Source organism: Aquificaceae bacterium (genome assembly GCA_037481935.1).
In the GTDB taxonomy this organism is placed as follows: Bacteria; Aquificota; Aquificia; order Aquificales; family Aquificaceae; genus Pampinifervens.
Genome location: JBBFKQ010000011.1, coordinates 1 through 19,441, shown reverse-complemented (window position 1 = coordinate 19,441; position 19,441 = coordinate 1). Strand labels below are relative to the sequence as shown.

Sequence of the window (19,441 nt, the reverse complement as noted above, 5' to 3'; positions counted from 1 at the left end):
GTGCCCCATCAGAAGTTCATAAGGTATGAGGGGTGGAAAGAACAGTTTCTGAAAGATTATGGAGAAATAAGCTCAAGGGATTTGGAACAACTGGCTGAGGAGATAGCAGGCCTCTACCCAGATAGGGATGAAAGGCTTTTCAAAGCCCTGATATCCATGTATGTGGGAGGCTATGAAAAGAGGCTTGAGGACCCAGAGGTCAGATACTGGACCAATTGGGCAGGTATAAAGACCTACAAAACCTTTAACGGTTTTCCCCATCTTTCAGACAGGGAGCTTGCCTTTGCCTTTTATTCCATAGGGAAGGTTTTTGTTCCGCTTCTTCTGCACGAGAGAGGTGTAAAGTCTGAAAGTTTCAAAAAGCTATCCCCGGAAGAGCAGGAGAAGGCAGTTATGGAGGAGCTGGAAATTATATGGGAAAATCATCTTATAAGAGTTCTTCAGATACTTCCATTTCTTGAACTGAGTTCAAAGACCGCATAGAAACCCTTTTTATCAGGAACAGCCCTCACCCGCCAGCCATGAAGCTCTGCTATGTGCCTTACTATGGCAAGCCCGAGACCCATACCCTTGGGATTCTCTGAATGGTAGGGCATAAAGATTAACTCTTCTTTACCCTCCTCTATGCCCACCCCATCATCCCTGTAAGTTATGGTGTCTTTCCCCAGCCCAACCAGTACTCTCTTTGCCCCCCATTCCAGGCTGTTGTTGAAGAGGTTAAAAAACATGTCCCTGAGCAGTCGCTCATCTCCCACAAGCTTCAATTCTCCCATAACCTCTATCTCTAATCCTTCATAGAGCCCTGCCATCTGACGGAGGGTTGCACCCATGTCAACCTCTCCAAACTGAGGTTCTGTGTCTGTGGAAAGGCTCCTAAACTGGTCAATGGTTTCCTTAATTCTCTGTATTTCCTCAAGCATCAGCTCTGCCATCTGGGCGATTCGTTCCATATCACACTGTCCTCTTTGCAGAGACCTTAGAAGTCTCTCAAGGTTGAGACTTATGGGTGTGAGGGGGTTTTTTATCTCGTGGGCTATCCTTTTCACTGCCATCTGCCATGTTTTGAAACGCTCGGCAAGAATGACCGCCTCAAGGTCTTCGTATACTATTACTTTACCAATCTCAAGCTCTATCACGCTCTGCCTTATGTTTGCCTTCTTAGAAAGCTCTTCATAGGTTCTGTTGTAAAACTGCTCGCCTTCCCTTGAGAGGAAGGCTATGCCCACAGGCAGGGCATTGAACAGGGTAAGGAGAACTTCCCTTTCCTTGCTGAGCCTGTCGTATAGACCTTTTAGCTCTTCCTTCATACTGACAAAGCTTTTTGCAAGCTCCTGAACCTCATCGCCTGTCTGGGGCACATCCACTTTGACCTCAAAGTTACCTCTTGCTATTTCCCCCGCCCTCTGAGACAGCTTTTCAAGGGGAAGGCTCACATGCCTTGCCACAAGATTACCAAACCATACTGCAGAAAGAAAAGAGACAAAACCCGCAAGAACTATAAAGTAAACATACACTCCCCCTATTATGTCTCTTGCCTTTACCATGTTTCTGAGTTCTGTGGCGGTCTGGGCTATGTCTCTCATAAGAGAGTTTATTCCGGCTTCTCTGGCAATAAGAAGTCTGTAGCCATCAAAGCATAATGTGTATGCCTTTTCACTTATAGTCTCTCTACATTTCGGGTCCTTTTCAACTTCAACCACATCTTCGAAGGATTTAAATGCTTCTGGCTTCATACCATTTTCTTTCAGCAATCTGAAAACTTCTCTGTAGCCTTCAACCCTTCTTTTTTCCTCTTCCTCAATCATGAAATTGAGCCTTTCAGACTTCCTTGCCACTTCCTTGAGCTGTCCACTTATGAAGGATTTTGTAGACTGAAGGAGGATTATGGCGGTTGCTACGTTGAGAAAAATGAGGGGTGTTATTATGTAAAGAAGGAGGCTTGTGGAAAGCTTGCGCCTCAGGGGTCCTTTCCTGCCTGTAAGGTAGGTTTTTATAAACTTCCTGAAAAATATTACAAAGACTGCAAACAGGACAAGGAGGTCAAGGTTTATGACTAGGAGCACCAGGGGGTAGCTTATACCCCATATCTCCCTCAGGTTATCAAGAAAAGCTACGTTTATGAGTGTGAAGGTAAGGAAGGAAAGGATAAAGGCGAGGTATAGCCTCAATGCATCTCCTTCTCCTTTATGTGCTGATGCTTTACCACCTCTCCTTCAGACCAGTATATAGTCATCTCCGCTATGTTTTCTGCATGGTCTGCCATCCTTTCAAAGTGTCTTGCTATGAAGGAAAGGTGCAGAGACCTCTTTATGTTTCTGTGGTCTTCCAGCATGTAGGTTATGAGCTCCCTCTGAACCTGATGGTATAGCTCATCCATCATATCGTCCCTCTCTATTACCTTTTTGGCAAGAGCCGTATCCCTCTGGAAAAAGGAAAGCACCGCATCCTCTATCATGCTCTTTACATTTGCAGCCATAAGGTTCAGGTTTATGTAAGGTTTCAGTGGAGGCTCCTGTGCAAGAAGAATTGACCGCTCTGCTATGTTCTCTGCCTCGTCTGCAATTCTCTCTAGGTCGGAAACAATCTTGTATATACCCATTATAAGCCTCAGGTCAACCGCCTCTGGCTGATAGAGGGCTATCATCCTTATACATCTTCTTTCTATCTCCACCTCCATCTGGTCAATCTGGTCATCGCCCTTTATGATTTCTTCTGCCAGCTCTAAATCTTGCTTGTTGAGAGACTCTATAGCCTTATCCACAGCCTCCTTTACAAGACCAGCCATCATAAGAACAAGGTTTTTTGTCTCTTCAAGTTCCTGAAAAAGCTTCATCATTACCCTCCTTAAATATAGTATTTTACCCAAAGACTGTTAAGATTCAGTTAAGGAGAGGCTAAAGGAACCTTTACGCTTGCCAGTTTATCTCCGATTCGCAAGGTGAGAATTGTTCCGTCTTCTTCCTGCACTTTACTTATGAGAGTTGCATATCTATCTGGGAGAATTCTCTGCGGTTCTCCTTCTTCTATTACTCTGCCCCTCTGAACTTTTATAACTCTGTCTGCAAGCCTTAATGCTTCCTCTCTGTCATGGCTTACCATGAGGGCTGGGATGGAGGATTTTCTCTGAAAGTCCTTAAGCTCCTTCTGAAGCTCCTGCCTGAGCTCTGGGTCGAGGGCGGAGAGGGGCTCATCAAGAAGGAGGACCCGTGGCTCCTTCGCCAGAGCCCTGAGAAGGGCAACCCTCTGTTTCTGTCCCCCAGAAAGCCTGTCTGGTTTCTTGTCCCTGAGCCCCTCAAGCCCAGCCATCCTCAGAAGTTCAAGGGCATAATCTCTGTTTTTCTCTTTCATACCATACATGACATTTTCCAGCACTGTCATGTTGGGAAAGAGGGCATAGTCCTGAAAGACAAAGCCCACATCTCTCCTTTGAGGTGGCAGGTTTATTCCCCTTTTTGAATCAAACCAGACCTGCCCATCCACCTCTATGTAGCCCTCTTCTGGTTTTTCAAGTCCGGCTATGCATCTGAGAAGAGTGGTCTTCCCGCTGCCAGACTGACCGAGGATTACCAGAAACTCTGTTCCCCTGACCTCAAGCTCCACATCAAGCCAGAAATCGCCATCAAAACCGTGAAGCAGTTTCTTGACCCTTACCCTTATCACAGGCTCCACCTCCTGTTTACCGCATACAGCAGGGCAAGGCTTATGAAGGAGGCCACAAAAAGGATGCCTGCGTATACATGGGCGGTTGCGTAGTCTATGGCTTCCACCGCATCGTATATGGCTATGGAGACCACACGGGTATCCCCCTCAATATTGCCTCCCACCATGAGGACCACTCCAAACTCGCCTATAGTGTGGGCAAAGCTCAGGACTGTGCCCGTAAGCACGGACGCTTTCATGTTTGGAAGGATGACTCTGAATAGGGTCTGTAACTTTGATTTTCCCAGCGTCCAGCTTGCTTCTATTATGTTGAGTGGAACGCTCCTGAAGCCGGATGTAAGGGGATGCACCATCATGGGCAGGCTGTATATAACAGATGCTATAACTATACCTTCAAAATGAAAAACCAGCTGACGGTCAAGGAGTTTATACCACAGAGAGCCTATGATGCCGTGCTTGCTCAGGAGCAAAAGGAGATAAAAGCCCAGCACCGTAGGTGGAAGCACAAGGGGTAGTGTGGTAAGGGCTTCAATAAGAAGTCCAAGCCTGCTTTTTGTGTAGGCTAGATAATAAGAAAGGGGGATACCAATTACGAGCAGTATCAGGGTTGTCCAGAAGGAGAGCTTGAGGGTGAGCCATATGGGGATGGGGTTTATGTCTACCATCACCTTGCCTCTCCCGGAAGGACAAAGCCGTATTTAACGAATATTTTTCTTGCTTCTGGTGAGCCTATGAAATCGTAAAACCTCTTGCTGTTTTTCAGCTTGCCACCCTCTTTTGTTATTCCATATCCCTGAGCCAGCCTTTCGTGCTTGTCTTCTGGTATGAGCCAGTATTTTCCTCTTGCCTCCATCTGAGGGGCAAGAGCCAGTGAAAGGGCTATTATGCCTATGTCTGCAGCGCCAGAGTAAACAAAGCTGGCAGTCTGAGATATATTCTCACCCAGGACAAGCTTATTTCTTACCCTTTCAAAGACTCCATAGCTTTCAAGGGCCTCCTTTGCTGCCCTGCCATAGGGAGCATGTTCCCAGTTGGCTATGGCTATTCTTCTGGCCCTTGGGTCAAGAAGCACATCCGGAAACTTTGAGGGGTCAAAAGGCGAGTCTTTCCTGGTCCAGACTACTATCCTTCCAACTGCGTAGAGTTTTGGCTCTGTTATTATATGCCCCTCTTTGTATAGCTCCTCCACATACTTCATATTTGCAGAAAAGTATATGTGAAAGGGTGCTCCAGCTCTGACCTGTGCATAGCCCTTGCCTGAAGAGCCAAAGACGAGCTCTATTTTATCTTCTGGATACCTCTTTTGATAAAGGCCTGCAATCTCCTTGAGGGCATACCGCAGGTCTGCGGCGGCAAATACCCTTATAAGCTCTGCATGTGCAAGGCTCAGTAGTCCCAGTAGAAGAAGGAGCAATGTTTTCATGTGGCTACCTCCTCCATAGGTTTTTTCTTATATCCCGGCAGGTAAGAGAGGAGTCTGCTGTATCTTTTCCCTCTTAGAAAGTCAAGCAATCTTAAAAACTCTTGCTCCTCCTCTAGCTCCTCCCTGTAGCAGAGGCAATAGTCCTCCCACTTGACTCCCATGAAATCAAGTCCATAATCAAAGGCAGAGGCTCTTGTGCCTATTCCGGCGTCCCCAAAGCCTTCTTTCAGACTGAAGGCTATGTTCTCATGACCTCCCGTGACCACTCTAAAGTTCTCTATGTTCATGTCTATCCTTAACTCATCAAAGACCTTTCTTGCACCGCTTCCCTCTTCTCTTGCCAGCCATAATTTCCTTCCAAGCTCTCTGAGAGAGATAACTTTTCTTGCCATTATCCCCTCTTCCCAGGAGAAAAGTCTTAAAATTCTGTATCCTTCACCAAGAAAATCCCTTGCAACCTTCACATTTTCTTCAAAGCTTCCCATATGCATTCCTGCCATGTGAACAAAGCCCGCCTTTAAAAGTTCAAGAGCCTTCATGCTTGGGAGGTTTACAACCAGAAGCCTTATCCCTTCCTCTCTCAGTGCTTCTGAAAGGAGCTTGAAGGATGGGTCACAGCCTGCAAAGGTGTAGGTATGCCTGTGCTTCTTTTCAAACCATTCAATACCCTCTTTTTTTAAAAAGCCTTCAGGACTTTCCTTACTTTCTGCGAGGCTTACAGGAAAAAGAATCTTTCTGTGCCCTACCCTGTAGCTTACGAAGAGCCCCCTTTCAAAGCCCGGAAAAGGAATAAACTCCTCCTGAGAGAAAAGTTCTTCCACGCTGCATCCAAGCACCTTAGAAAGCCTTATGGCGTAATCTACTGAGGGGACGGCTCTGCCCGACTCAATGGCGCTTATGGTGGTTCTTGGAATGCCTGCCAGTCTTGCAAGCTCTTCCTGAGAAAACCCAAGCAGTTGTCGCTTTTCTCTTACTCTGTTCATTGATAATATATTGTCTTATATGGATGAAAAATTGTCAAGCCTCTCCTTGAGCTGCTGCAGGGGCAAGTGATTCTCCTTTCACTCCCCACATCTTAACACCTGAGCCTGAACTTCCACCACACCGTCTTTTATCATATCCAGGTCTCTTGCAGCAGAGTAAGAGAGGTCAAGCACCCTTCCCGCCTTCAGAGGCCCTCTGTCAATTACCTTCACCCTGACCTCTCTTCCGTTCTTCAGGTTTCTGACCATGAGGAGACTGCCAAGAGGCAGGTCTGGGCTTGCTGCATAATAGCCGTGCATGTCGTAGGCTCTTCCGTAAGGTGTCTGTCTTCCATGGTAAGGGTCTGCGTAGTAGCTGGCAAGACCCCTTATGTAGGCAGGGCAGATTCTCCTGTCATCTATGCCACACCTTTCTACCTCAATCCTTGCAGGAAATGGCTCACCGCCAAGTAGACTTTCAAACCTTGCCGGCACGCATATACCCCTTTCCTCCTCCCCTCTGAAAACCGCTATGGTTATGCTCTTTCCCGTAAGGAGGCTTATCACTTTCACTCTGCTCCCGCTCTGAAGGAGATTGCTGTATGCTCTGTCTCCCTTGCAGTAAAAGCCCTTAGTCTGAATAACTTCAGGACAGTTGACCCTGAGCTGACCCCGAGTCTCTGGCAGTTTCTCCCGCACCGTAATGGAACAGGAAGAGACAAAAAGGGATGCAAGAAACACAAGCCTTCTCATAGCCTTCTGTAGATTATAGACAGCAGTAGACCGTTTACATTCTGCATAAGACTGAAAAGTGCTCCCGGCAGGGCAGACTCTGGAGGAAAATACCTGAGAGCCAGCACTGTAGCAAGCCCGGAATTCTGCATGCCTACCTCTATGGAAAGGGTCTTTGATCTTATTCTGTCAAGACCAGTGAGCCTTGCAAAGGTGTATCCGAGGAGAAAACCAAGCAGGTTGTGAAGCATCACGAGGACAAATACAGATAAAGCTGAACCTCTGAGCCTGTCTGCATTTAGAGCAAGAACAGTTGCGATTATAAGCCCTATGAAGAAAACTGCAATGTATGGCAAAATCCTCTCAAGATATAATACACGCGGAAAGAGCCTTCTCATTACTATCCCTGCGATCACCGGCAGAAGGATTATGAGCAGTAAGTCCCTGGTCATGGAATACAGGGGCACATCAACCCTTTTTCCCACAAGAAAATAGGTAAGAAGCGGAGTCATCACGGGTGATATGAGAGTGGAAAAGGTGGTCATGCTTACCGAATAGGCAAGGTCTCCCCTTGAAAGGTATGTTATCACATTGGAGGCAGTTCCGCCGGGAGCGGAGCCCACAAGAACCGAACCATAAAGAAGTCTTTCATCAACCCGGAGCAGGAGGGCAAGGCTATAGCCAAGAAAGGGCATGATGGTGAACTGTAAAAGCCCCGCATAGATTATTCTTGCAGGTCTCCTGAAAACCTCAAAAAAGTCCGCACTTCTCAGAGTTATACCCATGCTTAGCATAATGAGTGCAAGAAGATAAGGAACAGCGGGCATGAGCCTGGAAAAAGGCTCTTTTACATAAAGGCCCAGGAGACTGAAGGTGAGCAGTATCCCTATGGTGATAATTGCCTGCATATTGCTATAATATACCCATGAAGCTAATCCTTATCATCCTTGTGCTTCTGAACCTTGCGTCAGCAAGGGTTGTGGCACGCATAGACAAAGAACAGATAACCTTAAACGAGGTTCGTCAGGCTTTTAACGCCTACTGGAGAGAGATACTGCACCTTCCAATCGCCAGAGCCACCTCCAGAGACCTTCAGGAATTTATAGTGGAGTATGTCAGGAGCAAGATAATACATATGGAAGCCAGAAGGATGGGCATATCCGTGACGCCCAGAGAGTTTGAAGAATATGTGGAAAAGCATATAGGTAGCAAGCGCCTTAGCGATGTGGCAAAGGACCTTATAACCACAGAGATGCTGAGTCAGAGGATAATAAGCAGGATAGCAGGAGACCTTGAGGTCAAGGAAGGTCAGATAACCGCTTACTATTACCTTAACCTGAGAGACTTCAAGCTTCCGGCACAGGTGCTCCTGGATAGGTATACCTCAGACAGCCTTGACACGGCCAACGAGGTATACTACAGCCTCTCACGAGGACTTACGGTCAGGGAAAGTGGTGTAAGGGCTGGTCAGCCCATGTGGTATTCCATACAGACTCTACCGGAGGTAGTCAGGCGCCAGCTTTATCCTTACGAGGTGGGCAAGACCACAAGACCCATAGAGGTGGGTGGCCTTTATGTTATCTTCAGGGTGGCAGACAGGAGGGGAAGTGGTATAATGCCCCTTGAAGAAGCAAGGCCCATAGTAAGGGAAAAGCTTCTCAGGGAAAAAAGGCAGGAGGTTTTTCAGAGATGGTTTCAGGAGGCTTCAAAAAGATATTCTGTGGAATTCTACTTTGGTCAACTCTGAGCTTCTCTGCAACACTTGTGGACAGAGTTGTGGCCTCTGTTAACTCAGAACCAGTCCTTGAAAGCGATATAAAGATGGGCATGTTATACTACGCAACCTCAGACAGGAAGCAAATTCTGGATAAGCTCATAGAAAATATGCTTCTGTATCAGTTTCTCATGGGGAGAGGTCTGCAGGTTCCCCCTGAGCTCATAGAGGAGGCACTTCAGAGCATTGCCAGGGCAAACAGGATGACCATTGACGGTATAGCTCAAGAGCTTGCAAGGGAGGGGCTTACCCTTCAGGACCTGAGGAGGTTTTTAGAGAGGGAACTTCTGGCTACACAGGGGCTGAGGGCCTTTCTTGAGAGAGAGGTAAAGGTCTCTGATGTGGAGCTTGAGCTGGAAAGGCTGAAAAGTGGAAATGTAAAGTTGGTAAGAGAGGTGGAGCTTCTTGTGGTGGACAGAAAGGACGAAGGAAAACTCAAAGCTATCTTTGAACCCACAAAAGGGCCTGAAGTCCTGGCACGGGAAATGGGTCTGAAGGTGGAGAGGCTCAGGGTTGGCAGAGGCGAACTGGTTGAAGCCCTTGACAGAGAAGTCTGGAGGTCCAGCCCTGGACAGCTTGTCTTTGCCGAAGACAAGGACCACATATACATTGCAAAGGTAATTTCTCAAGAAGAGGTGACGGAAGGCAAAAGCGTAGAGGAGCAAAGGCAAGAACTCCTTGCCAGAAAAATTGAAGCAAGAAGGCAGGAGCTTCTTGAAAGGTTAAGAAAGAACAGCTTTATAAAGGTAGTCCAGTAGCCGTGTAAGACTGTCAAAGACAAGGTCTGGTTTAAAGTCCGCTTTCAGGAGTTCTTCTCTCTTATACTTGCCTGTGGTCATAAAGACGGTTTTCAAGCCAAGGTCTCTGGCACCCAGCAGGTCCGTGTATACATCGTCGCTCACCAGATAGATATCCTCACCATCCAGCCCCATAAGGGCATACCTGATAAACTCTTCTGAAGGTTTTCCAAGGTTTGGCAGGTCTTTATCGTAATTACATGCATGAGCTATGGCAAGGGCGATGGAGCCTGCACCCGGAAAGTAAAGCCCATCGTCATCTTTTACTATTCTGCTCATGTTTATGGGGACTAATATGGCACTGTGCAGGAATACGGCAGAGGTTGCCATCTTGAGCTTTTTGAAGTCCAAGCTCCTGTCCTGACCTATTACAACTGCATCTGCCATATGGTCCTGAACCACCTCAAAGCCAAGTTCTTTCAGGTATTCTTCAACAGCAGGCATGCCTATAAACAGAACCTTTCTTACACCCTGTCTCCTTAGATAGCTTCCCAGAAGAGACAGAGGAGTAATGAGTTCATCCTCCATAAGCGCAATGCCTTTCTCACTTAAGGCACTTATGAGTTTTTGTGGAGGCCTTGTGGAGTTGTTGGAAACCACTCTAAAGGGTATCTTTAGCCTTCTGAGTTCTTCAAGAAAGACAACCGTGTCGCCGAAGGGGTTCAGTGCCTTGTCTTTTACAAGAACTCCATCAAGGTCCAGAAGGAAAACAGGACCTTTCATTGCTTGAAGGGTATGCTAATCCAGAGCTCATCAAAATTGTCCTTATCCCTTTTTATGTCCACCTCTATCTTTTTAACCTCAAACTGAGGATATTTGGAAAATACGGATATGAGGTCATCTCTTAGCCTGTCAACAAAGTTTGGTGGAAGACCCTTTCTCTCGTATGAAAGCACAAGAGTCAGCCTTCTTTTTGCCTCATCTTTACTCTTGCCTCTGTTAAAAAGAAGGTCCCATATCATAGCTATCTACCCAGAAGCTTCTCAAGAAGGCCCTTTTTCTCACCGTAGCGGACCATAGGTATATCCTCACCTTCAAGCCTTCTTGCCATGTCTAAGATTGCCTTTGATGCATTGTAGTCCTTTGAGAGAACTATGGGCTCTCCTCTGTTGGTAAAGTCCACCAGCTTTGGCTCCTCCGGCACTATGCCTATGGGCTGGGCTTTCAGTATGTCCACTATGTCTTCCACTGAGAGCATCTCACCTCTTTTCACGCTATCCCACTTCATCCTGTTTATCACAAGGTAGTATTCCTTCTTGCCCATGTTTTCCAGCAAGCCTATAATCCTATCTGCATCCCTTATGGAAGAGACTTCAGGGTTTACCACCACCAGGGCTGTGTCTGCAGGCAGCGCAGCTATCTGAAAACCCTGTTCTATACCAGCGGGAGAATCTATGAATATGTAATCATACTCGCCTGATTCTTTAACCCTGTTTATAAGCTCTACCCACCTTCCCCTGTCTATGGCATCCTTGTTCTTTGTCTGGTTGGCGGGAAGGAGCCAGAGGCTCAGCCCCCTTTTATCCTTTACCAGAGCCTTGTGAAACTCCACTCTTCCTTCAAGCACATCAAGCACATCGTAAACAATCCTGTTCTCAAGCCCCAGTATCATGTCAAGGTTTCTGAGCCCTATGTCCGCATCCACCGCAAGAACCTTTCTCCCAAAGTTTGCTAAGGCAACGCTAAGGTTGGCTGTTATTGTGGTTTTGCCTACGCCCCCCTTTCCTGATGTTACCACAAAAACCTTGCTCATTCAGACCCTCTCAAGTATTATATTACCCTCTTCAATTTTTGCAACCTCTGGATAGCCAGGGGACTTTCTTTCTTCCTCATCCATAATGGCAACCTTTTTCCCTATTCTTACCTGCTGTGGCTCCATTTCAAGAGCGACAACCACAGCCCTTTCATCTCCCAGTGCTCCAGCTATGGCAATCCCCCTGAGTCTGCCCATAACTATTATATTTCCGGTTGCTATCACCTGTGCATCCTTGTTTACATCCCCAAGGACCAGTATGTCCCCGTTATGTTCCACTCTCTGACCTGAACGAAGGTGTTTCTGAACCACAAGGAGCCTGTCTCTCTTGCCTTCCTCCAGTCCAGCCGAGCTCAGTTTCTTTACGCTCTTTATGTTTCTGTCCGTAAGAGCCTTTTCTATTTTTTCAATATCTCCTCTTTTAAGGAAGCCCTTACCATCTATAAGCACATAGCTGCCTTCAAACAGTCTGGAAGAAACCTTCTGTTTTATCTCTTCTATAAGGGTATCCACATCCCCCTTTTCCTTTATTTCTATCAGCACCACTGGAAGAGTAATTCCTCTTATCTCTACCATGCTTTTACTGGCTCCGGGGGAGGGACTCGAACCCCCAACCTGACGGTTAACAGCCGCCTGCTCTGCCTGTTGAGCTACCCCGGATTCATATATATTATACACCCTGTCTGACCCTTTGCTATACTTTTATCTGCAGTGTTGAAAAACTGGGATGCATGGATAATATTCAGCATCTTTGCTCTTTTTTTTATGGGTGAGGCTGTCATAATCAGCGTAAACACGGTCCCATACCTGATGGACTCCTACCAGAATCTGAGCATATACAAAAAACCACTCCTTCAGATTCTAGTTTTTATTTCTGGCTTTTTGCTGGCAAGCCTTCTTACAAGGCTTGATTACAGAAGATATATGAGCGGTGGCATTCCCTATTTTCTCGTTCTCCTTGCCCTTTTGAGTCTTCTGCTTGTTCTTATAAAAAAGCTTTTAACTGGCAGACCTGTGGACAGATGGCTCCTCGGTGGCAGCCTCCAGCCCCTTGAGTTTGCCAAGATTGCCCTTGTCCTTTTCCTCTCTTATTACATAGTGCGTAAGGGGAATCTGAGACAGTGGAAACATCTTTTCTGGGCTCTAATTTTTCCTCTTCTCATGGCTCTTTTACTACTTGCACAGCCTGACAAGGGCGGTGCGGTCTTTATACTACTGATTACAGCCCTTATGGTCTACGTGGGCGGTGTTCCAAAAAGGGTCTACCTTATAGTGATTCCTATATTTTCCCTTATGGTCTACTACATACTCACCTCAAAGGGTTATGTGGCGGAGAGGCTTTCTGCCTGGAAGGACCCCTTTCTGGATGCTGAGGACAGTGGATACCAGATAATACAGTCTCTTTACGCTCTTGCAAGGGGTGGGTTTATGGGCGTAGGTATAGGTCAGGGACTTCAGAAACTGGGACCTCTACCGGCCTCGGACACGGACTACGTGATTGCTATCGTAGGGGAGGAGATGGGTTTTCTCGGTGTTTTATTGGCTATCATCCTGTATGCCATACTGGTGGGTAGATTGTTATGGCATGCCTTTATGGCTAAGGGGCAGATGGAAAAGCTTATTCTCTTTGGAACTGCTATAAACTTTGCTTACTCTTTCCTCTGGAACCTTGCCATGGTCTCTAACCTGATACCTCCCAAGGGAATAGCTCTGCCCTTTGTCAGCTATGGTTCTTCCAACCTGCTCGCTTCCTTACTTTTCCTGGGTATAGCCCAGTCAGTGATAAACCATCAGGAAAGAACCCTCTCTAATGCCTCAAGAACTTCCTCCACCCTGACCATACTCAGGCATGCATGAGTTCCAGTCTTGCATACCTTTGGGTTTGGTGAGCAGGGTGAACAATAGAGCTGTGGTTTTACGTATTCACCCTTTAGAGGATAGAAGCCGTAATCCGGTGAAGTTGCCGTGTATACGCTTATTGCAGGCACCCCAAGGGCGTTGGCTATATGGACCGGGGATGAGTCGCAGGAAATGACAGCCCTTGAAAGGCTTATTACTGCCATCAGTTCTCTCAGTGATGTTCTGCCAACCAGGTTTTTAGCCCCTGTTGCCCAGAAAACCTCAGCCCTTTCTCTGTCTCTTTCTGTCCCCACCACTACGGGTCTTATGCTCAACCTCCCTGCGAGCTCCACCCACCCCTCCATGTTCCATTCCTTGAGCCTGAAGTTGGAGAAGGGAGAAAGCACCACAAAATTCTCTGGAAGTCCAAACTTCTCTTTAGCCTGCTTTTTCTCCTCTTCGGATACAAACAGCCATGGCTTTTTGTCGTAGTCCTTTATGCCCAGTGGCTTTAAAAGCTCAAGGTTTCTGTCCACCTCGTGGAGCTCCCACCTGTGTTTTACTGTGTGCGTATAAAGCCAGCTGAACTCTGACCTGTCAAAGCCAATCCTTACCGGCACGCCCGCCATGAAAAGTATAAGGGCACTTCTTGCAGATATATGTGGACTTATGGCTATCTGGTATTCTCTTATCTTTTCAACTATTTCAAAGCTTTCCCATACGCCCTTGTCAAAGGCTATGAGCTCCAAATCAAAACCCTTCAGAAGCTCCTTTATAAAGCTCCTGCCCACAAAGGCAATACGAGAAGATGGGAAATTTTTTCTTAGGGTTCTTATAAGGGGAGTGGCGAGCACCACATCCCCCAGATAGGCTGTCTGCCATATGAGAAACTTCATTTAATGCCCGATATGCTGGCTATCCTCCACCTCTTTTCGTCCTTTATCACTATAAAGGTGAAAATCTTTTCCACTCCTTCCTTGTCTGTGACCTTAACTATAACCTCTGCATGCTTGTCATCTATTCTGCTTGTGTCAAGCACCTTTACCTTCTTTATGTTCTCACCCATGGAGGAAAGAAGACAGGCAAGCACCTCTGAAGGTTTCATTTCTGTTAATTGAAGAGGGAGCTTCACATCCTGCACAAGTGCATCCCTGAAGGGTGGATACAGAAGCATCACTGCTTCCCTTCCTTCCCCATCCCTGATGTTCTCGATAAAATCCTTAACTGTGTTTCTTGCCGATTTCTCAGGGTTTTCCCCACAGGCTCTAAAAACAAAAAAGGCCAGGAGCACAGCTCCCACTGCTAAGGCAACCTTTTTCATAACCTAACCTCCTCTATGAGAAATTTATGGATTGAATGTGCAGCCTTTCTTCCTTCAGCAAGGGCCCTGACTACCGTGTCTCCGCCGTTTACCGCATCTCCGCCGGCAAAGAGGCCCCTTATGGAGGTCCTGAAACCTTCATCTACCTTTACAGTCCCCCATTTAGTGAGTTCAAGGCCTGGCATATCCTCGTAAGCTACGGAGTTTGCCTTCTGGCCTATGGCAAATATGACCGAGTCGCATTCTATAACATGCTCTGAGCCTTCCACTGGCACCGGTCTGGGTCTTCCGCTTTCATCTGGCTCACCAAGGGTCATTTTTATACATTTTAACCCTATCACATGCCCACTCTCATCTCCAAGTATTTCCACAGGCTGGGTAAGCCAGTGAATTATGGCCCCCTCCTCTGATATGTGGTCCCACTCTTCCTGACGGGCAGAGGAGGTTTCCCTTGTTCTTCTGTAAACCACATGGGTTTCAACACCCAGCCTGAGGGCTGTTATGGCACAGTCCACCGCAGTAAAGCCACCACCGATTATGGCAGTCCTTCTTCCAAGGTTAACGGGCGTTCCGCTCTGAGGGAAGAGGTCAGATCTCACTAAGCCAACCCTTGTGAGCACTTCTATGGCGGAGTATACGCCTTTTAGATGGTCTCCTCTTATGCCAAGAGAACCTCTGCCGGCACCTACGCCAAGAAAGACCGCATGATATCTCTCTAAAAGCTCAGAGAGCTTTACAGTTCTTCCCACCACATGACCGAAGAAGAATTGAACTCCGAGCCTCTGGAGCCTTTTTATATCCCATTCTATGATATCTCTGGGAAGCCTGGCATGAGGTATGCCGTAGCTCATAACACCGCCGGGCTTTGGAAGGGCTTCAAAAACATGGACCTCGTGTCCCCATCTGGCAAGGTCGTAAGCACAGGCAAGCCCTGCCGGTCCTGCACCCACTATCGCCACCCTGTAGCCGGTAGATTTTACCCTTTCGCCATCAACCTCCAGCCCAGAAATCCTGATAAAATCTCCCACAAACTTCTCCAAGACCCCTATACTTACGGGGAGTCCCTTGTTCTTCCTGTCCCTTACTGTATCGTAGTAGAGGATGCATGAGCCCTCACACTGTCTCTCCTGTGGGCATATCCTTCCACATATGGAAGGAAAGGGGTCCGTTTCTATTATTTTTTTGTAGGCACCCACAAGGTCCCCTTCCGTTATCTTCTTTATGAAACCCGGGATGTCCACATTTATGGGACATCCCTTTATACATCTCTGGTCTGCATCCTTGCAGAAGAGACACCTCTGGGCTTCATCGAGGGCAAGGCTTACAGAGTAGCCAAAGGCGTATTCTCTGAAGGTCTTCACCCTCTCCGAAGGGGGCATGAGGGGCTCTGGGTTTCTGTCCTCGTATCTTATACGCTTTGCCATCAGTAAATAATTATATGCAGAGGTTTTTAAATTTTATCGTAGCAAATATAATAATCTCCATGCCCTTTATTACCAACTACGGGCAGAGGAGCCTGAGGGAAAGGCTTGAGCAGATAATGCCAAAAGTAAGAGAGATGAAATTCCTTGTGGGCTTTTTTTATTTTTCTGGGCTTGATGTTATCTTCAAAGCCCTTGAAAGGCTTGATAGGGAGGGTAATCTCAAAGAAAACAGCATAAAAGTGCTTGTGGGGCTTGGCGTTGACCAGGGTCTCTATGGGCTTTATGAGTATGCACAGGAGCACAGCAGTAGAAAGGATATGGAGGAGGATTTTTGTGAGTCTCTTGCCAGGGCTTTTGTGGCTGAAGAGCTTGACAGACCGGAGGTATGGGAACAGGTAAAGTTCTTTTTAAGATTACTTGAGGAAAATAAGCTGGTTATCAGAAAGACACGAAAGCCCAACCACTCTAAGCTTTACATCTTCAAACGGGAAGACGATGTATTACCAGCCCTTTTTATAACTGGCAGTAGCAACCTTACCAGAGCAGGCCTTGAGGAACAGCATGAGTTTAATGTGGAGCTCAAGGACTGGGGGATTGAGGAGGCAGAGGCCTTCTTTGACGAGCTGTGGAGAAATGCCGTCTCCCTGAACCCGGATGTTATTGTAAGGACCTTCAGGGAAAGGACCTTCTTCAGGAGTATGACACCCTTTCAGGCGTGGGCATACCTTGTCAACCTTTATCTGAACTCTTATTCTGGCAAGGAGGATGGAACAGTTGCCGAGCTCATAAAAGCCAGCGGATTCATTCCCTACTCCTATCAGTTGGAAGCTGTCTCTCAGGCGGTAAAAACCTGTCAGATGCACGGGGGTGTAATACTTGCAGATGTGGTGGGGCTTGGGAAGACAGTGGTTGCCTGCGCAGTTGCAAGAAAGCTTGGAGGGAGAGGTATTGTCATATGTCCTCCCCATCTGGTTGGAGACATCAACGGGAACTATGGCTGGACGAAATACTTGAGAAACTTCAGCCTGAGGGATGAATTTGAAGTTTTCTCGACCGGCAACCTTGATGGTGCTCTGGAGTATGTAAGGAAGCATGAGGATGAGGTTCAGGTTGTCATAGTGGACGAGGCCCACCGCTTCAGGAACGAAAGAACAAGTAGCCATCAAAATCTTCAGGCAATATGTAGAGGCAGGAAAGTTCTGCTGCTTACCGCCACACCCTTTAACAATAGACCCTCTGACATATACGCCCTTCTCAAACTCTTTACACCACCAGGTAATTCCTCCATTTTGCTGGAGAAAGACCTCAAAGGGAAGTTTGAAGCCTATCAGAAGAGCTTTGAAAACTGCTCCTACATCCTCAGATACTACAGCTCTGTTCAGGAAGATAAAAGGGTCAGGGCTAAAAGGCTATACGAGCAGGAGTTTGGAGGAGATGATGTTAATCCAGAAAGGGTCAAAGACAGGCTCAGACGCATAGCAAAGGAAATAAGAGGCATCCTTGAGCCTGTGGTCATAAGAAGAAACAGGCTTGACCTCAAACACTACGAGGAAAAGATAGACATGCCCAGGGTGATGGACCCCATAGAATGGTTTTATGAGCTCACAAACAGCCAGATGGAATTCTACGATAAGGTTATAAATACCTTCCAGAGCTTTGAGGAGGGAGGCTCCTTTACGGGAGCTCTTTACTATCCCGCCCACTATCTGAAGGAAAAGCCAGAGGAGTTTGAGAGGCTATACCAGAGAAACCTGTATGACTTCATGAGAAGGTTGCTCGTCAAGCGTTTTGAAAGCAGTTTCAGAGCTTTCAGAGACAGCCTTGATAACTTTCGGGAGACCCATGAAAAAATCCTTGAGTTTGTAAAAGATAGACATGTGTTTGTTCTGGACAGAAGCCTTCTTAAAAAGCTCCTTAAAGGTGAGGAGGAGCTGGAAGGGCTTGCAGAGGACTACGGGGATTACAGGAAAATATACAGGATTGGGGAGCTGAATCAGGACTTTCTCAAAGACATTCAGAGAGATAAGGAACTCTTTGAGAGCCTTATGGAAGAGTTTGACATGCTTGAGCTTGGAGATGATGACCCAAAGCTCAAAAGGCTTGTGCTGGGTCTTGAGGAGCTTCTCAAGGACAGAAAGGTTGTCATATTTACCGAATACCTGGACACCGCGAGGTATCTGGGCGATGCTCTGGAGAAGTTCTTTCCCGGTATGGTTCTGAAGGGCTATGAAAACCTTGAGGGGAAAATACGGACCATATACAGGAACTTTGATGCCAGCGCTGAAAGCTGGGATGACCAGTATAAGATACTTGTTGCCACCGACAGGCTTTCAGAAGGCTTTAACCTGAACAGGGCAGGAGCTGTTATAAACTACGACATACCGTGGAACCCTGTAAGGGTAATACAGAGAGTGGGAAGGATAAACAGGATAGGGAAGAAGGTCTATGAAGAAATATACATAATAAACTTTTTCCCAACGGAGAGGGGTGCAGACATTGTCAAGTCAAGGGAGATAGCCCAGCAAAAGCTCTTTATGATTCACAGAGTTCTTGGTGAGGATTCAAAACTTCTCTCGCCAGAGGAAGAGCCCCAGCCCTCAAGGCTCTACAGGCGTATTAACGCCAGTTACGAGGATGTGGAGAGGCTTACGGAAGGAGAGAGCCTCATAACAAGGCTGAGGGAGGAATGGAGGAGAATAGAAAAGGCATGCCCGAACATAAGAAAAGAAATAGAAAAAATGCCCCAGAGGATAAAGGTGGCAAAAGCTGGAGAAGAGAACTCCCTTATCGTGTTCATCAAAAGAGGGGAGGACATATTTGTCAGTTATGTGAATTATGAAAACCCTGAGCCTGCTTCTGTGGGTTTTGAGGAGGTTCTTGAACTGGTGAGGGAGGATAACCCGCAGAAGAAGTCTCTACCCCTGAGCTCCAGCTTCTGGGAGCACTACTCAAGGGCGATGAGAAAAAGGAGAACTGGTGGATGCAGGGGAAGGCTGGAGGAGCAGGCAAGAAACCTCTTAAAGAGCCTTATCGGAAGGGAAGAGTTTGTGGAACATCATGACTTTCTTAGAGACCTGATAGAAGACATAAGCACCTACTGCACCCTTTCTGAGTATACACTCTCTCTGATAAAGAGCTGGAACGGGTTGAAGACTGAAGACCTGAAGCGGAGGATAGAGGAGCTAAAGGCACTTCTCGGGAAAGACTTCCTGAAAAAGATAAAGGAGAGGAAAGACCCCACGGAAGAGGTTATAATAGCCATAGAAAACATACAACATGCGGGAGATTGAGGAAAGAATAGAGGAGCTGATAAATTCCTTTTCTGAAGAGGCATTTCTTTACTTTCTTGAGGAAAAGAAGGGCGACCTGCACGCCATATGGGAAGAGCTGAAGCCCACAGAAGAGGAGAAGCAATCCTTTGGGAGAATCCTGTTCCTTGCAGAAGGAAGGCTTGAGGACGAGAAAAAATTCGGAGCCCTTTGCATAGAGGTAAAGGGTGAGCTATCCCACAAAAGCGGAAGAAAGAGGCAGTTTGAGCTTGCCAGGAGACTGCTCATAGAGAAGGACCTTGATGTGGGTCTTTTTGCCTTCTACGATGAGAACAGAAACTTCAGGCTTTCGCTGGTTTATGCCCTTTACGAGGGGATAAAACGGTCTTTCAGCACCTTTAAGAGGTATACCTAACCCGAGTTGCAAGTTATAAGAAATTATGGTAAAAAAAAAGCTCCCCATGGAAAACCCATAGGGAGGATTAAG

Annotated in this window: 21 protein-coding genes and 1 tRNA gene; 6 read left to right on the top strand and 16 right to left on the bottom strand. The window is 46.9% G+C overall.

The genetic code is table 11. The features are described from left to right. The gene (locus WHS43_08890) at nt 1–483 is read left to right on the top strand and encodes a hypothetical protein (GenBank protein MEJ5339752.1); all 483 of its coding nucleotides are present in this window, start codon (nt 1–3) and stop codon (nt 481–483) included. Here WHS43_08890 and WHS43_08885 read toward each other — a convergent pair. From WHS43_08885 to WHS43_08850, 8 genes are all read right to left on the bottom strand, one after another. Continuing rightward, complete coding sequence (locus tag WHS43_08885) at nt 441–2,168, bottom strand: ATP-binding protein (GenBank protein ID MEJ5339751.1); 1,728 nt, start codon at nt 2,166–2,168, stop codon at nt 441–443. The two genes, WHS43_08890 and WHS43_08885, sit on opposite strands and share 43 nt — an antisense overlap. Continuing rightward, nucleotides 2,165–2,833: a phosphate signaling complex protein PhoU gene (phoU, locus tag WHS43_08880; protein ID MEJ5339750.1), complete on the bottom strand. Its 669-nt coding sequence runs from the start codon at nt 2,831–2,833 to the stop codon at nt 2,165–2,167. Before phoU ends, WHS43_08885 begins: the two co-directional genes overlap by 4 nt. A gap of 50 nt (nt 2,834–2,883) precedes the next feature. After that, complete coding sequence (locus WHS43_08875) at nt 2,884–3,660, bottom strand: ABC transporter ATP-binding protein (protein MEJ5339749.1); 777 nt, start codon at nt 3,658–3,660, stop codon at nt 2,884–2,886. Continuing rightward, nucleotides 3,657–4,325, bottom strand: a complete 669-nt coding sequence (gene modB, locus WHS43_08870; GenBank protein ID MEJ5339748.1) for a molybdate ABC transporter permease subunit — start codon at nt 4,323–4,325, stop codon at nt 3,657–3,659. The genes WHS43_08875 and modB overlap by 4 nt, the downstream gene beginning before the upstream one ends. Then, nucleotides 4,325–5,083 (bottom strand): molybdate ABC transporter substrate-binding protein, encoded by a 759-nt coding sequence (modA, locus tag WHS43_08865; GenBank protein ID MEJ5339747.1) that lies wholly within the window; start codon nt 5,081–5,083, stop codon nt 4,325–4,327. Before modA ends, modB begins: the two co-directional genes overlap by 1 nt. Beyond that, nucleotides 5,080–6,066, bottom strand: coding sequence for a substrate-binding domain-containing protein (locus WHS43_08860; GenBank protein MEJ5339746.1), 987 nt, complete (start codon nt 6,064–6,066; stop codon nt 5,080–5,082). Before WHS43_08860 ends, modA begins: the two co-directional genes overlap by 4 nt. 78 nt (nt 6,067–6,144) lie before the next feature. Then, entirely contained in the window at nt 6,145–6,798 is a 654-nt protein-coding gene (locus WHS43_08855; protein MEJ5339745.1) for a septal ring lytic transglycosylase RlpA family protein, read from the bottom strand. Then, nucleotides 6,795–7,685 (bottom strand): bile acid:sodium symporter family protein, encoded by an 891-nt coding sequence (locus WHS43_08850; protein ID MEJ5339744.1) that lies wholly within the window; start codon nt 7,683–7,685, stop codon nt 6,795–6,797. The genes WHS43_08855 and WHS43_08850 overlap by 4 nt, the downstream gene beginning before the upstream one ends. A gap of 17 nt (nt 7,686–7,702) precedes the next feature. Here WHS43_08850 and WHS43_08845 point away from each other — a divergent pair, with 17 nt between their 5' ends. Both WHS43_08845 and WHS43_08840 read left to right on the top strand, forming a co-directional pair. Continuing rightward, nucleotides 7,703–8,524, top strand: coding sequence for a peptidylprolyl isomerase (locus WHS43_08845; GenBank protein MEJ5339743.1), 822 nt, complete (start codon nt 7,703–7,705; stop codon nt 8,522–8,524). Nucleotides 8,525–8,541: 17 nt separating this feature from the next. After that, a complete protein-coding gene (locus tag WHS43_08840) occupies nt 8,542–9,309 on the top strand; it encodes a peptidylprolyl isomerase (GenBank protein ID MEJ5339742.1) in 768 nt (255 codons plus the stop codon). Here the strand turns inward: WHS43_08840 and WHS43_08835 are convergent. The 5 genes from WHS43_08835 to WHS43_08815 all read right to left on the bottom strand — a co-directional run bounded on the left by WHS43_08835 (nt 9,274) and on the right by WHS43_08815 (nt 11,761). Then, complete coding sequence (locus WHS43_08835; GenBank protein ID MEJ5339741.1) at nt 9,274–10,071, bottom strand: HAD-IIA family hydrolase; 798 nt, start codon at nt 10,069–10,071, stop codon at nt 9,274–9,276. The two genes, WHS43_08840 and WHS43_08835, sit on opposite strands and share 36 nt — an antisense overlap. Then, on the bottom strand, nt 10,068–10,310 hold the full coding sequence (gene minE / locus WHS43_08830; GenBank protein ID MEJ5339740.1) for a cell division topological specificity factor MinE: 243 nt from the start codon (nt 10,308–10,310) through the stop codon (nt 10,068–10,070). The genes WHS43_08835 and minE overlap by 4 nt, the downstream gene beginning before the upstream one ends. Before the next feature lie 2 nt (nt 10,311–10,312). Continuing rightward, complete coding sequence (gene minD, locus WHS43_08825) at nt 10,313–11,101, bottom strand: septum site-determining protein MinD (GenBank protein MEJ5339739.1); 789 nt, start codon at nt 11,099–11,101, stop codon at nt 10,313–10,315. Continuing rightward, nucleotides 11,102–11,677, bottom strand: a complete 576-nt coding sequence (gene minC / locus WHS43_08820; GenBank protein ID MEJ5339738.1) for a septum site-determining protein MinC — start codon at nt 11,675–11,677, stop codon at nt 11,102–11,104. Nucleotides 11,678–11,685: 8 nt separating this feature from the next. Continuing rightward, nucleotides 11,686–11,761: transfer RNA gene (locus WHS43_08815), tRNA-Asn, on the bottom strand. A 105-nt stretch (nt 11,762–11,866) separates the two neighbouring features. On the opposite strand from WHS43_08815, the gene WHS43_08810 reads away from it, so the two are divergent. Further along, nucleotides 11,867–12,958 (top strand): FtsW/RodA/SpoVE family cell cycle protein, encoded by a 1,092-nt coding sequence (locus WHS43_08810; GenBank protein MEJ5339737.1) that lies wholly within the window; start codon nt 11,867–11,869, stop codon nt 12,956–12,958. Here WHS43_08810 and WHS43_08805 read toward each other — a convergent pair. Genes WHS43_08805 through gltA form a run of 3 tightly spaced genes read right to left on the bottom strand, consistent with a single transcriptional unit; the run spans nt 12,892 to nt 15,685 of the window. Continuing rightward, nucleotides 12,892–13,836, bottom strand: coding sequence for a glycosyltransferase family 9 protein (locus WHS43_08805; protein MEJ5339736.1), 945 nt, complete (start codon nt 13,834–13,836; stop codon nt 12,892–12,894). The two genes, WHS43_08810 and WHS43_08805, sit on opposite strands and share 67 nt — an antisense overlap. Further along, nucleotides 13,833–14,261, bottom strand: a complete 429-nt coding sequence (locus tag WHS43_08800; protein ID MEJ5339735.1) for a DUF4878 domain-containing protein — start codon at nt 14,259–14,261, stop codon at nt 13,833–13,835. The genes WHS43_08805 and WHS43_08800 overlap by 4 nt, the downstream gene beginning before the upstream one ends. Beyond that, complete coding sequence (gene gltA / locus WHS43_08795; protein MEJ5339734.1) at nt 14,258–15,685, bottom strand: NADPH-dependent glutamate synthase; 1,428 nt, start codon at nt 15,683–15,685, stop codon at nt 14,258–14,260. The genes WHS43_08800 and gltA overlap by 4 nt, the downstream gene beginning before the upstream one ends. Before the next feature lie 14 nt (nt 15,686–15,699). Between gltA and WHS43_08790 the strand changes: the two genes are divergently transcribed. Then, nucleotides 15,700–18,975: an SNF2-related protein gene (locus WHS43_08790; protein ID MEJ5339733.1), complete on the top strand. Its 3,276-nt coding sequence runs from the start codon at nt 15,700–15,702 to the stop codon at nt 18,973–18,975. Continuing rightward, nucleotides 18,962–19,369 (top strand): hypothetical protein, encoded by a 408-nt coding sequence (locus WHS43_08785; GenBank protein ID MEJ5339732.1) that lies wholly within the window; start codon nt 18,962–18,964, stop codon nt 19,367–19,369. The genes WHS43_08790 and WHS43_08785 overlap by 14 nt, the downstream gene beginning before the upstream one ends. Nucleotides 19,370–19,441: the final 72 nt, after the last annotated feature.

Bases quoted from the DNA above. Each gene is read 5' to 3' on its own strand.
- phoU (MEJ5339750.1), bottom strand. From the start codon at position 2,833: ATGAAGCTTTTTCAGGAACTTGAAGAGACAAAAAACCTTGTTCTTATG.
- modB (MEJ5339748.1), bottom strand. From the start codon at position 4,325: ATGGTAGACATAAACCCCATCCCCATATGGCTCACCCTCAAGCTCTCC.
- modA (MEJ5339747.1), bottom strand. From the start codon at position 5,083: ATGAAAACATTGCTCCTTCTTCTACTGGGACTACTGAGCCTTGCACAT.
- WHS43_08860 (MEJ5339746.1), bottom strand. From the start codon at position 6,066: ATGAACAGAGTAAGAGAAAAGCGACAACTGCTTGGGTTTTCTCAGGAA.
- WHS43_08855 (MEJ5339745.1), bottom strand. From the start codon at position 6,798: ATGAGAAGGCTTGTGTTTCTTGCATCCCTTTTTGTCTCTTCCTGTTCC.
- WHS43_08850 (MEJ5339744.1), bottom strand. From the start codon at position 7,685: ATGCAGGCAATTATCACCATAGGGATACTGCTCACCTTCAGTCTCCTG.
- WHS43_08845 (MEJ5339743.1), top strand. From the start codon at position 7,703: ATGAAGCTAATCCTTATCATCCTTGTGCTTCTGAACCTTGCGTCAGCA.
- WHS43_08835 (MEJ5339741.1), bottom strand. From the start codon at position 10,071: ATGAAAGGTCCTGTTTTCCTTCTGGACCTTGATGGAGTTCTTGTAAAA.
- minE (MEJ5339740.1), bottom strand. From the start codon at position 10,310: ATGATATGGGACCTTCTTTTTAACAGAGGCAAGAGTAAAGATGAGGCA.
- minD (MEJ5339739.1), bottom strand. From the start codon at position 11,101: ATGAGCAAGGTTTTTGTGGTAACATCAGGAAAGGGGGGCGTAGGCAAA.
- minC (MEJ5339738.1), bottom strand. From the start codon at position 11,677: ATGGTAGAGATAAGAGGAATTACTCTTCCAGTGGTGCTGATAGAAATA.
- WHS43_08810 (MEJ5339737.1), top strand. From the start codon at position 11,867: ATGGGTGAGGCTGTCATAATCAGCGTAAACACGGTCCCATACCTGATG.
- WHS43_08805 (MEJ5339736.1), bottom strand. From the start codon at position 13,836: ATGAAGTTTCTCATATGGCAGACAGCCTATCTGGGGGATGTGGTGCTC.
- WHS43_08800 (MEJ5339735.1), bottom strand. From the start codon at position 14,261: ATGAAAAAGGTTGCCTTAGCAGTGGGAGCTGTGCTCCTGGCCTTTTTT.
- gltA (MEJ5339734.1), bottom strand. From the start codon at position 15,685: ATGGCAAAGCGTATAAGATACGAGGACAGAAACCCAGAGCCCCTCATG.
- WHS43_08790 (MEJ5339733.1), top strand. From the start codon at position 15,700: ATGCAGAGGTTTTTAAATTTTATCGTAGCAAATATAATAATCTCCATG.
- WHS43_08785 (MEJ5339732.1), top strand. From the start codon at position 18,962: ATGCGGGAGATTGAGGAAAGAATAGAGGAGCTGATAAATTCCTTTTCT.